Here is a 12,800-nt window from a genome sequence, read left to right on the forward strand (position 1 = left end):
ATCTTCATCAGAAGGACAATATGAAATTAAGTCAAGCCGATTTTAAACAACGCCGTAATCTTCTTGCTCAACACATAGGCAGCAACAGCATTGCCATTATTGCGACGCGAGCAGAAATGTATCGTAATCGCGATGCGGATTATAAATATCGTGCAGACAGTAGTTTTTATTATCTGACTGGGTTTGCAGAACCCGAAGCCGTTGCGGTAATCGAAACCTTTGCAGAGGGCGAGGAATATAGCTATAGCTTGTTCTGCCGTGAACGTAATCGCGAGATGGAAATCTGGAATGGTTATCGTGCTGGGATTGATGGTGCGATTGAAATCTATGATGCAGATGAAGCGTATGCAATTGATCTGCTTGATGAAGAAATTATCGACAAGTTGTTAAATAAAAAGCGTTTTTATTATCGTATTGGTCAAAATGCGGAATTCGATGCACGTGTCAGCCAATGGATTCAAAAAGCAGATGCACAGCAGCGTCGTGGTGGTGCTGCACCCGCTGAAATGATTCAGTTAGACCGAATTATTGATGAAATGCGTTTGAAAAAATCAGCGCAAGAAATCGAGCTAATGCAGATCGCATCGAATATCAGTGCTGAAGCCCATACTCGTGCCATGCAAAGCGTAAAACCAGAAATGATGGAGTATGCACTTGAAGCAGAACTCAATTATATTTTTGGTAAAAATGGTTGTGTGCCAGCCTACAATAGTATTGTCGGTGGTGGAGAGAATGCGTGCATTTTGCATTACGTAGAAAACAATAAACCATTAAAAGACGGTGATTTGGTTTTAATAGATGCTGCTTGTGAATATGAATTCTACGCATCTGATATCACTCGCACTTTCCCAGTCAATGGTAAGTTCAGTCCTGAGCAAAAAGCACTTTACAATATTGTATTAGATGCACAACTAGCTGCGATTGATGCAACCCGTATCGGCAATCACTACAAATATCCACATGAAGTCGCTGTAAAAATTTTAACTCAAGGTTTGGTTGATCTCGGCTTACTGAGCGGTAATGTAGATGAGTTGGTTGAGAGCGGAGCATTCCGTCAATTCTTTATGCATGGAACTGGGCATTGGCTCGGTATGGACGTGCATGATGTCGGTGCCTATAAAACGGGCGAAGAATGGCGTTCTTACGAAGTGGGTATGGTAGTCACTGTTGAACCAGGTTTGTATATTGCACCCGATGATGAAACCGTTGATGCAAAATGGCGGGGTATCGGCATTCGTATCGAAGATGATGTTTTAGTCACTGAAAATGGACCGTTGGTTTTGACGAAAAATGTAGTGAAAACTGTTGAAGAAATTGAGCAATTAATGGCTAGTTAAGTCAGAAATATTGATCTAAAGGCTTTTTCTGGGATAAGCCTTTTTTATTTGTCGAATTAAAATAAAACACAGACCAAACAAAGTACAAATTCCATTGTCGATTTAAGTTAGAGTAAGATAGGCTAGGGTCTGTAGATATTTCATAAATGCTTGCGACAGTGGATATTTTTTAGGTGATATAAGGCATGGCTTATGAAATTTAGTCATTCTAAATAAATAAGCCATAACGCAGTAGCGACAAAAAATATCCCTGTCCCACAGGGTTATGGCTAAAACTTCCTTAAACTTTGTTATGAAACTTGACAAGGAGTTGCCATTGCCTACGTTTCATGCCTCGTTTAAGTTGTTTTAGCCTATAACGCAACCATAGATGAAATATCAACAGACCCTTAACATCAAGTCATGAAAAACTGATAAGGAATAATATTATGCAGCAACAAGTCATCATTGTCGGTGGAGGTATGGTTGGACTCAGCCTTGCTTTAATGTTGGCAAAATCTAATATTGCCGTAAAGCTATTAGAAGCTGTGAAATATCCAAATTATGATGATGAAAATGTTGCTCCTTATCACTCAAGTTTTGATGCGCGTAACACCGCTTTGTCACGCCATAGCGTGCAGATTTACCAAAAATTAGGTTTGTGGGAAGCCTTACAGCAACATGCCACCCCAATTCTGCAAGTACATATCACTGAGCAGGGTAGCTTTGGTAAAGCACGATTAGTCGCAGAACAAGAAAAAGTAGAAAGCTTTGGGCAAGTCATTGAAAATGCGTGGTTAGGTCGAGTATTACTCACCCAGGTTCGTCAGCAGCCTCTGATTGAATTAATTGATGGGGTACAAGTGACATCACTGACACAAGATGCAGATGAGGTTCACATTGAAGCCATGCGTAATGGTGAATATATCCATTCCTTGAAATCGAAGTTGGTGATCGCAGCAGATGGTCGTGATTCTTTCTGCCGTCAAGCAATTGGTGTGGGCGTGGATGAACATGATTATGACCAAGTTGCGATTGTTACAACGGTTCAAACCTCTAAACCTCATCAACAGGTTGGTTTTGAGCGGTTTAGCGCATTAGGACCATTGGCATTATTGCCTTTACCTGGTGAATATCGTCGTTCTGTCGTTTGGCCAGTTAAAAAAGGTACTGAAGCTGAATGGTTGGGTGAAGAAAATGATCAACACTTCTTGGATGCCCTACAAGAAACTTATGGCGATCGTGCGGGTAAATTTGAAAAAACGGGTAAACGTTTTAGTTATCCATTGTCACAAGTTCTGGCTCACAAGCAGGCAGTTGGTCGTGTAGTTCTGATGGGTAATGCAGCACACACAATTCATCCTGTTGCAGGGCAAGGCTTTAACTTGTGTTTGCGAGATGCCGATGTATTGGTTCGTTATTTACTAGAGCAGTTAGCGAAGTCTGATGATATTGGTCATCCTGATAATTTATTGGCTTATGAGCAAGCACGCTTAACAGATCAGCAGCGTGTGATTAAGTTCTGTGATTCAGTGGTGCGTGGTTTCAGTAATCAAAATCCAATCCTCAAATTATTACGCAATACAGGTCTGATTGCATTTGATGTGATTCCAGGCGTTAAGCCTTTGGTTGCCAATTATGCGATGGGACTAAAAGCATGAGTGAAATCTTAGATGTTGTGATTGTTGGCGGTGGTTTAGTCGGTGGATTAACCGCTTTATTGTTGGCTCAAGGTGGGGTGCAAGCAACAGTATTGGATGCTGCACCAGTGCTTGATCAAGACAAAACTTTAGCCGTGATGAATCCACGGGTGTTGGCTTTAAGTCAAGCAACGATTCATCTACTAAAGACAGTGGATGTCTGGAATGATTTAGCACGCCAAATGCCTTATTCAGGTATGCAGGTCTGGAATAAAAATGGTTATGGTGAAATAAATTTTGGACATGCTTCCGAACAGCAACCTCGTGCAGATCAAGCTTTAGGTTCAATGGTTGAACCAAGTGTCTTGAATGTTGCGATTCAACAAAAAATGCTACAGCAGCTCAATGATTATCGTACTCAAGTCAAAGTGATTCGGATTGAGCAGATTCCACAAGGTTGGTCAATTCAATTGGCGGATGGCACAACACTAAAAACCAAGTTACTTATTGGTGCAGATGGTGCAAATTCTTTTGTCCGCGAACAAGCGTATATTGATCTAGATGTTTTGGATTACAAACAGGCTGCCATCAGTTGCGCGATTAAAACCACCCAGCCGAATCATTATGTGGCACGACAAATTTTCCTACCGACAGGCCCATTGGCTTATTTGCCGATGGCGAGTCTTGATCCACAAGAGAACTGCTATTGGCAGTCGATTGTCTGGACTTTACCAGATGATTACGCCGATGAATATTCAGCACTCAGCGATCAAGCGTTTATGCAATTACTGACCCAAGAAAGCCTAAATATGTTGGGTGAAGTAGTTGAGGTTCGTTCCAGAGCACAATTTCCACTTAAAGCAAGAGCAGCTCAGCGTTATATCAAATCGGGTCTGGCATTAATTGGTGATGCTGCACATGTCATCCATCCTTTGGCAGGTCAGGGCGTAAATATCGGTTGCTTGGATGCAGCAGTTTTATGTGATGTTTTATTGCATGATTTAAAACGCGGTGTGTGGGCCAATGAGCAAACTTTATTGCGCTATGAACACCAACGTAAAGGCCAGAATGATGCCATGATGCACAGTATGTCTGCGATTGGTTGGTTAGAAAGTTCAGAATTATTTCCGTTTGTTTGGGCACGTAACTTTGGTCTAAAACAAGTTGAACAATTGGATTGGTTTAAAGATCGCTTTATGAGACAAGCGAATGGATTAGGGGCTTTACAGCACACGCGTTATGCTTGCTAAAAAATAGTAGATATTTTTTAAACAATCATTTATAAATCAGAGTGAATTTGGTTATAAAAAGCACAATTTGATGAATATTTTGCTTTGATAAATAAGAAGAGCTTGTTAAATTTCATCAAGTTCTGATGGCCAAATAGCGATGATGAGAGTTGAGTCATTGTGGGGAGAGTAATATGACGGAAATGAATGATTACGACGAAAATACTGAAGATTCTGCGGTAGACGATGAAGAAGCGAAAGCCGCAGAAAGCGGTGCAAATACCGAAGAAGCAACGATTGATGATGCTGATCTAGCTGAAGCTGAAACGCTAACTGTGACTGCGAAACAGAAGCAGCGTCAGGCTTTGGAAGACGAATTAGCTGCATTTCTTGCACGTGGTGGACGCATTACTGAGGTTCCGCCAGGTGAGCATCAAGATTAAGTCTGAATTGACATAAAAAAGCATCACGGTTTTATTGGTGGCTCACATGCCCGTTCTGTATCGTTATGGGTCGATGCGCTGGATTTTGCAGGTGATGCTGCTAACTATGCAATTTCATTGGCTGAGATGATAAGGGGAGATTTTTTTAATCCCCCCTTAGGTTTTATTGATCTTGTTGGGTGAGTTCCAGAGCCCGTTGATAAGCAACTTTCTTTTTTATACCCGTTAAATCAGCGGCCAATTGTGACGCTGCTTTTACCGATAAATCCTGCAATAAGCGTTTTAACAACTCATCCAGTTTATCCTGCTCCACATCTTTTTCCGCAGATGCACCACCCACCACAACCACAATTTCACCTTTTTCCTGGTTGTGATCATTTTCAATAAACGTGACCAATTCTTTTAAGGTCATTTTTTTGATGGTTTCAAAAGTCTTGGTAATTTCACGGGCAAAACCGACAGGACGATCTTCACCAAATACCTCAGCCATATTTTTAATACTGTCTAAAATACGATGTGGCGCTTCATAGAAAATCAGGGTTTGGGTTTCATCTTTGAGCTTTTCAAGCTGGCTGATTCGTTGCGATGCTTTCGATGGTAAAAAACCCTCAAAACTAAAGCGGTCACTCGGTAAGCCCACTGCACTTAATGCCGCAATTGCAGCACAGGCACCTGGGACGGGGATTACACGAATGCCACGTTCTTGTGCTGCGCGTACTAACTTAAATCCAGGGTCACTAATTAACGGTGTTCCCGCATCACTAATCAGCGCAATACTTTCACCATTTAACATTCTTTGAATAAGTTGATCAATTTTGTTACTTTCGTTGTGATCATGACACGCTGTTAACGGAGTTGAGATATTATAGTGCTTAAATAACTGAGCAGATTGACGAGTATCTTCTGCTGCAACCACCGATACAGACTTTAAAATATCAATTGCACGAAAGGTCATGTCATCCAAGTGCCCAATCGGGGTTGCTACAACAAATAATTGAGCACTCATAAAAGGTAACTCCCTCATGTCTTACAAAAAATATTGGCTGCTACTCTGTTTGGCAGCATGTATGAGTCCAGCCTATGCGGACGTACTGGTGATTTTACCTGAATCTGGCACGATGGCGCGAGCAGGCCAGAGCATCAAACGTGGTTTCCTGAGTGCTTATACAGCATCTGGCAGCAAAGAAAAAATTATTTTTGTAGATTCCGCAAAAAATAGCATCGACTCAATTTTTAAGAAAAAAGTCACCCATAAGACCAGACTGATTGTTGGGCCATTGGCAAGACCTGAAGTTGAAAACGTTATACAGCTTAGTCCCAAAATTCCTGTACTGGCCCTTAATGATGTCAACACACAGTCAGCCAATGTCTGGCAATATAGTCTGGCCAAGCAGGATGATGCGGTTGCCCTCAACCAACTGCTGAAAAAAGATGGGGTGAAAAAACTATTTGTTTTACGCCAGACAGGAACTGAGTCAGCCACTGAGCTTTTTTTAGTGGCATTGATGGCTGATTTTGGTTCAGATATTGCAATGGTCAATCAGTTACCGAAAAAACTCTCCAGAAAAGAGGGCGTGTTGCTATTGGGTGACCATCAATGGATGGAACAACTGGGATCATTACCTGAGAAAAATATTTATGCGACACCCCTAAGTATTGAACAGGGGCAGTCCATACCTTTGGGATTGAGTTTCTGTGATGTCCCCGCGTTATATAATGGTCAATGGGCAGACTTAATTGAAGCCTACAAGGAACAGCCTGAAAATATGGCATTTCAACGTTTGCTGGCTTTTGGGGGTGATGCATGGAGCATCAGTCAACAGTTCCTTGAGCAAACTGGACAGGTGCAGTTCTCTTTTGTTGGACGCACAGGTGCAATTGAGCTAAAAGACCATAAAATCTCTAGGCAGCCTTATTGTTATAGACAGCAAAAAAATAGCATTGAAATTTTAAAATAAGATATGGGCACAATCGAACAGCAGAAACATCTCTTGGGACAGTGGGCAGAACAAACGGCATTGCTATTTTTACAGTCCCAGCAGTATCAATATGTCAATAAAAACTACCATTCACGTTTTGGGGAAATTGACCTGATTGTCAAACGTGACAATGAGCTGGTTTTTGTGGAGGTGAAAGCCCGTTCCGCAGGCAGTTATGCAGAGGCCTGTGAAGTGATTTCGTATTCACAGCAACGTAAGATTATTAAGACGGCGCAGTTCTTTTTACAAAGATACCCCAATTATTACAATTTTGACTGTCGTTTTGATGTGATCTGTTTTGATTTTCCACAGAAACTTGCAAAAACAGTACAACCAGATTTTTCAAAATTGCAGTATGATCAGCAATGGATTAAACATGCGTTTACTTTGGATTGAGATACGGTTGAGTCATTTCAAGGCAAGTGCAGTAGATTGAATAAGTTAGTGGATAGGGAGTCTTGCCAAGTGTTGAAACGTTTAACGATGACGTTGGTTTGCGTTGCAAGTCTATCGGGATGTGCGAGTTTTATTTCTGGTGGAACAGGATCGGCGCCTGTTGGTACAAACAGTGGTGAACGTAGTTTAGGGCAGGTTTTTATTGATTCTTCAATCAAGCGTACTGCAAATATCAACCTATACAAACTAGACCATCGCTTTAAGCAGTCACGTATCAATATTGAAAGTTTCCACAGTAATGTTTTGTTGACTGGCCAGGTTCCCGATCCTTACTTAAAACAGTTGGCGGAAGATAACCTGCGCGCCATGAGCGATGTTAAGGCGGTTCACAACTACATCACTGTAGGCGATAAAGTAAGCTATAGCACCATCATGCAGGATGCAACGGTAACGGCGAACACCCGTGGTCTACTGATGAAAGCTCCTGTGGTTTCTGACAGCAAAGTACTGGTACATACTGAAAACGGTGTGCTGTATGTGATGGGGCGCCTTAATACCGCTGAAGTGAAAGATTTGGATGATGTCTTACAAAAAGTGGGCAATGTGAGTAAAATTGTCACGCTGATTGACAACATTGATCAATCTTCGGGGACGATGAACTCATCTGCTGCCACGCCAATGGTCGGTGCAGCGACAACACAGCCTTTAGTTGAAACACCAGTTGCAATTGATCCTGATCAAGATGAACCCGTGACGACGACACCAACCGCACCTTAATTTATGAAGCAACTTATTCAGCAAGTACAAGAAAACGTGATACGGGCGAAAAACTTATATCAGGAATTTCGCCTGTATGATTTTGCCAGCTATTCAATCAATTATTTGACGCCAAAGGATACTTTTGAAAAAGAAGAACATCTTGCTTATGGGTTAAAAGCCAGAAATCGACTGGATCTTTATCGAACCAAGAATCCAAAGAAACAAAAACCTTTGATTGTTTTTGTACATGGTGGATCATGGCAACATGGTAATAAGAGAGATTATTTATTCATTGGCGAAACCTTTGCTCGAGAAGGCTTTGATGTTGCTGTGATTAATTATCAACTTGCTCCAGAGAATATCTTTCCAGCATTTGTTGATGATCTAGCGCAAGCGATTCATTATTTGAATCAAAATAAAGTTAAGCTGAATATCTCAACTAAAAACATCATTCTGATGGGACATTCTGCGGGTGCCTTTAATGTGATGTCTGTGGTGTATTCTGCTCAGCCTCAGCAATTTAAATATACAGATAATATTAAGGCAATTGTGGGTTTGGCTGGCCCGTATCATTTTGACTATAAAGATGATCCTTTATCTGAACATGCATTTGATCCAAAAACATCGTACCAACAAGTGATGCCGTATTATTTTATTAATCCGAATAAGATTAAACATTATCTATTGATGGCTGAGAATGATCAGTTGGTTGGTAATCATAATAGTTTCGATCTTGATAAGGCATTGAGAGAAAAGGGTAATCATAGCCATGTGATGATTATTCCTAAGACTAGACACATTACCATTGTGGCGACTTTGGCCAGTTTTGTAAGTCATTACTTCAAAACCAAGCGAACGATTTTGCATTTCTTAGATGAAGCTTTAGAAGATTAAATATAAAAAGCATCTTGATTAAGATGCTTTTTTATTCTCAACGATTTGCATAATCATTGCATGTGCAATACTACCTTTAAATGGAATTTCAGGTAGTTGATCAAACTTAAAGAATTGAGCCTCGCTAATTTCTTCCACTTGTAATTGAATATCACCTGAATCATATTCAGCATGAAAAGCAATCATTAAATTACTTGGAAATGGCCACGGTTGGCTCGACATATAACGAATATTTTTTAGTTTTAAACCGACTTCTTCAAAAGCCTCTCGTTGCACAGCTTCTTCTAATGTTTCTCCGACTTCAACAAATCCGGCAATTAGCCCGTACATATTACTTTTATTATGCGCCGATTTCGCAAGTAAGATTTCATCATCACCTTTGGTAATGATTGTAATAATACAAGGCTGAACGCGAGGATATTGATGATAGCCACAAGCTGGGCAAACCATTGCGTATTCTTTGGCGTGAATTTCAGTTATATGACCGCAATGGCTACAGAATTTATGATTACGTCGCCATTCTAATAGTTGCACTGCTCGACTGGCTTGAAGAAATTCTGTAGTTGACCATGACTGAATCAGTTCACGGATTGGAACGAGCTGATAGCCATCGGGAATGGCTTCATTTTCAAGTAGATCACGCGCAATAACGTGATCATTATGATTCAAGGGTAAATCACTTGCTAATTTTTCAACCTTTGGCAGTTGCAGGTTTTCATCAACTAACAGTTTTTGATGTTGAAAAATATAAGCAAGTGAGAGCTGAGTCATTATGCGGCGATGTTTTGTAATTGCTGACTGCTTGATAATGCCACATCAAACATGGATTGCAATACAGGTTGTTTATTCTTAAGGTTATCCACCAGTAAATCCAGACCTGCAACCACATTTAAAATGCAGTTCACCTGCTCTGCATCCAAAGCCAGATTCTGGTCCAGACGCTTCTGGGCAAAATTTGCCGCAGTCAACAATGCTGTCTGTTGAGCAGAATTGCCAAGGAACTCGGCAGCACCAGCAAGCTCCTTAAGATATTCTGGTAATGCCTCCAGACTATGTGCGGCTGGGTCCTGAACATACAGGCTTAGGGTCTGGGTCAGTGTTTCAATCAGTGTTTTTGTCTCAGTCAACAACGCCATATGTGCTTCATCTAAACGGTCTAGTGAGATATGCATGTTGTTGACACGCAACTGCAAACGGCTAGAGGTGTAGTTACGTTCCAAAATGCCGATTGAGTTCATCGACGCTAAAATACTGTTCATCAACTGCTGTACTGAAGCCACATCCGTTAAAGTGTTGGATTGGCTAAGCTTCTCTGCCTGCTGGATCAGCTCTTTTGCCGCCTCGTTCAGGTTAAGCACCTTGAACACATTCGCAAGCTGGTTCAGCTTCAGTTGTAGTTCCTGAGTTTTCTCAGTTGACATATTCTGATGATTGTATTCAATTTCATTACGAATCTGCGCCATTTCATTGGTCATCAACTGGCTGATGGTATGAATGGTTTCATAGTCAGGGCCATACAAATGACGGCTGAGCACCTGCAACTGGGTATCGCTTAATAACTCATCGCCAATGTTGAGCTGTTCACGGATATGCTGGGAAACATCATCTTCCTGACTAATGCAGATGCTGAGAATATCAGCAAGATCGCTCAGGTTGCTTTGGTAGGCAGACTGCTGTGCCAGGAATTTGCCAATATTGGTTTCAACCTGAATCAGGGTGCGTAAACGCGCTTCGGTGATCAGCAGTTCTTCAATATGGCTTAAACCAACATTGACCAGTTGCCAGTATTGCTGACTGGGAAGATTTGAAGCCATGCCCGCAAGGTAGACACCAACAAGTTTGATGCCCTGCAAGTCCAGAGGCGTTTCTGCCTGCTTGATCAGCTTGTTTAGGCACAGCTTGTAAAGCTGGTGAATATATTGGGATTTTTCCAGACTTGGCGCCTGTGGCAGATTAAAGTTTGGTGTGATGCAGTCCAGCAAAGGCTGAATGGTCTGGCCTTCTTTGGTGATTGGTTTGCCCAGCGCTTTTTCCAAACGGTTCAGGGTATCCAGCAGGAACTGGGGAACCTTGACTTCACGCAGGCTGATAAACTCGATATAGCGCTTCAGCATGGTGGTGCCTTCACTGAGGGTAACCACATCACTGGTCTTGATTTGCTGCGGTTGAGCCATGATCTTGCGCATCAACTCAGCCGAATACTCGGTGATCTGTGACAAATGCGGCATATCAATCAGGGCAAGCACCTGTGTGCATTGCTCAAACTGATTGAGTGCGTCATCAATACCAAAAGGTAAGGCTTGTTCTTCAGCAAGCGTATTAACTGCTGTCTCCACCAATTTAATCGAATTGTCGATTTCATTTTTTATTATTAGTAATGCCGTTGGGTCGAAATGAATCGAGGTTTGGTAAGACATATGACCTACACCTTTCCTGAGTTGTTATATCCATGAACCTCCCGCAACAGGAGGTTTAAATGTTCTATAGGCTAATATAGCGTAACTTTCAAAGCTTGAAATACAAAAAATAACATTGATCAGTAAATTTATTTTGCAAAAAAGCAAGGCTTTCCATGTTTCTGTTCAAATTGTTTGACCCATGTCTCATGTTGGGCCAATTCATCACCTGATGCATAAATGACAGGAAGCTCAATCTGCACACGTTGACGGGTGTTTTTATTTTGACCTTGTTCCGTTTGTGACAGGGCATCTATATCAAAGGAAACCTGTCCACCCGTCATGGCAAGGTAGACATCTGCCAGAATCTCGGCATCCAGTAACGCACCGTGGAAAGTACGGTCCCGCGCAGGAATTTCGTAACGCCTCACCAAAGCATCCAAAGAATTTTTTTGGCCAGGATGCTTATTTTTTGCCAGTGCCAATGTGTCGGTCACTTCACACACTTCGGAAAGTAAGGGCAGGCCAGCACGCTTGAACTCCATGTCGAGGAAGTTCATATCGAAAGTTGCATTGTGTGCAATGATCTCGGCACCTTTTAAGTAGGCAAATAGCGTATCGGCAATTTCTGCATATTTGGGCTTGTCTTGTAGAAAATCGTCGGTGATGCCGTGGATGGCCTCTGAGTCACCAACAGGTTTTTCAGGGTTGATATAAATATGAATCGAGCTGCCCGTCAGTTTGCGGTTGATCATTTCAATCGCGCCCACCTCAATAATGCGGTCGCCATCCTGATAATAAAAACCTGTGGTTTCGGTATCCAGAATCAGCTGGCGCGGGCCCTGAAGATTTAACTTGGCTTCAGTCACAACAATTTGTGGATGTAGGCTGCTTGCTGGTGTTGCTGAGGTGTCGGGCAATATCTCTGTTTCAGCCATATTGTCCTGAACATTTATTTCTATTTCAAGCTCTTCCTCAATTTCGTCCTGATCCGCCATCATATCTAAACCAAAAGGATCGTCCAGAAGCCAATCTGGTTCAGGCTTTTTTGTATCAGCGTTAGCCTGTGTTGTGGATTTTAGTTGTTTGGCAGTCTGTTCCGCACCCAAATTGGCCAGTTGATCTGCCATTTCATTGCCCGCATGACCTGCATGACCTTTTATCCAGTTCCACTCAATCTCACGGTTGGCACAGGTTGCATCAAGTTTTTTCCAGAGGTCTGGGTTTTTGACATCTTTCCAGTTCTTCTTTTTCCAGCCATGAATCCATTCAGTGATGCCTTGCTTGACATAATTGGAGTCTGTCCAGATGATGAGGTGTGCATCAGTTGGGCAAAATGCAATTCCCTCAATTGCAGCAGTCAGTTCCATGCGGTTGTTGGTTGTTTCTGGTTCGCCACCACACAGCTTGTGTTCACCCTGTTCGGTAATGATGTATGCACCCCAACCCCCTAAACCTGGGTTGCCCTTGCATGCGCCATCAACATAGAGTGTGATTGTTTGTGACATATCTGAACCTAAATCATAAATCGAATAAAAAGTTTCCAGCATTGCCATCTAAATTGTATTAAACAAATATTCTGCTGTGACCTTGAGCAATTGGAATAACACTGTAGTTTGCCCATATGGATGGAAGATTTTAGCATTTCCATCCTATTTCTTGTATTGTAAGGTGAAATTCTTGCCCTGAACGTTACAAAATACATATTTTTTAATTTCTTGTAACATTTCCATGCACATCACGCTAAA

Annotated in this window: 12 protein-coding genes and 1 pseudogene; 9 read left to right on the forward strand and 4 right to left on the reverse strand. The window is 41.8% G+C overall.

Annotation, left to right across the window (positions count from 1 at the left end; all coding sequences use genetic code 11):
- Window positions 1–20: 20 nt before the first annotated feature.
- The 5 genes and pseudogenes from F967_RS05140 to F967_RS14120 form a co-directional block, all read left to right on the forward strand.
- Window positions 21–1,337: an aminopeptidase P N-terminal domain-containing protein gene (locus F967_RS05140; RefSeq protein ID WP_004798615.1), complete on the forward strand. Its 1,317-nt coding sequence runs from the start codon at window positions 21–23 to the stop codon at window positions 1,335–1,337.
- A gap of 428 nt (window positions 1,338–1,765) precedes the next feature.
- A complete protein-coding gene (gene ubiH / locus F967_RS05145) occupies window positions 1,766–2,977 on the forward strand; it encodes a 2-octaprenyl-6-methoxyphenyl hydroxylase (RefSeq protein WP_004798617.1) in 1,212 nt (403 codons plus the stop codon).
- Window positions 2,974–4,206 carry an FAD-dependent monooxygenase gene (locus F967_RS05150; protein ID WP_004798619.1) on the forward strand — a complete coding sequence of 411 codons (1,233 nt, stop codon included), beginning with the start codon at window positions 2,974–2,976 and terminating at the stop codon, window positions 4,204–4,206. The genes ubiH and F967_RS05150 overlap by 4 nt, the downstream gene beginning before the upstream one ends.
- Before the next feature lie 173 nt (window positions 4,207–4,379).
- A complete protein-coding gene (locus tag F967_RS05155) occupies window positions 4,380–4,628 on the forward strand; it encodes a hypothetical protein (RefSeq protein WP_004776805.1) in 249 nt (82 codons plus the stop codon).
- A gap of 33 nt (window positions 4,629–4,661) precedes the next feature.
- A pseudogene (locus F967_RS14120) lies at window positions 4,662–4,748 on the forward strand (cation transporter); the annotation flags it as partial.
- Between the two features lie 43 nt (window positions 4,749–4,791).
- On the opposite strand, the gene rsmI reads toward F967_RS14120, so the two are convergent.
- Entirely contained in the window at window positions 4,792–5,634 is an 843-nt protein-coding gene (gene rsmI, locus F967_RS05160) for a 16S rRNA (cytidine(1402)-2'-O)-methyltransferase (RefSeq protein WP_004759595.1), read from the reverse strand.
- A gap of 16 nt (window positions 5,635–5,650) precedes the next feature.
- On the opposite strand from rsmI, the gene F967_RS05165 reads away from it, so the two are divergent.
- From F967_RS05165 to F967_RS05180, 4 genes are all read left to right on the forward strand, one after another.
- Entirely contained in the window at window positions 5,651–6,586 is a 936-nt protein-coding gene (locus tag F967_RS05165) for a penicillin-binding protein activator (RefSeq protein WP_004798621.1), read from the forward strand.
- Between the two features lie 3 nt (window positions 6,587–6,589).
- Window positions 6,590–7,003, forward strand: a complete 414-nt coding sequence (locus tag F967_RS05170) for a YraN family protein (protein ID WP_004681272.1) — start codon at window positions 6,590–6,592, stop codon at window positions 7,001–7,003.
- 87 nt (window positions 7,004–7,090) lie between these two features.
- Entirely contained in the window at window positions 7,091–7,780 is a 690-nt protein-coding gene (locus F967_RS05175; protein WP_378251357.1) for a BON domain-containing protein, read from the forward strand.
- A gap of 3 nt (window positions 7,781–7,783) precedes the next feature.
- Complete coding sequence (locus F967_RS05180) at window positions 7,784–8,656, forward strand: alpha/beta hydrolase (RefSeq protein ID WP_004798624.1); 873 nt, start codon at window positions 7,784–7,786, stop codon at window positions 8,654–8,656.
- A gap of 18 nt (window positions 8,657–8,674) precedes the next feature.
- Here F967_RS05180 and nudC read toward each other — a convergent pair whose 3' ends face one another.
- The 3 genes from nudC to dnaQ form a co-directional block, all read right to left on the reverse strand.
- Window positions 8,675–9,427, reverse strand: coding sequence for an NAD(+) diphosphatase (nudC, locus tag F967_RS05185; RefSeq protein WP_004798626.1), 753 nt, complete (start codon window positions 9,425–9,427; stop codon window positions 8,675–8,677).
- Window positions 9,427–11,073: a hypothetical protein gene (locus F967_RS05190; RefSeq protein ID WP_004798627.1), complete on the reverse strand. Its 1,647-nt coding sequence runs from the start codon at window positions 11,071–11,073 to the stop codon at window positions 9,427–9,429. Before F967_RS05190 ends, nudC begins: the two co-directional genes overlap by 1 nt.
- Before the next feature lie 128 nt (window positions 11,074–11,201).
- Window positions 11,202–12,560: a DNA polymerase III subunit epsilon gene (dnaQ, locus tag F967_RS05195; RefSeq protein ID WP_034431196.1), complete on the reverse strand. Its 1,359-nt coding sequence runs from the start codon at window positions 12,558–12,560 to the stop codon at window positions 11,202–11,204.
- Window positions 12,561–12,800: the final 240 nt, after the last annotated feature.

Source organism: Acinetobacter sp. CIP 102637 (assembly GCF_000368425.1).
GTDB lineage: Bacteria > Pseudomonadota > Gammaproteobacteria > Pseudomonadales > Moraxellaceae > Acinetobacter > Acinetobacter parvus.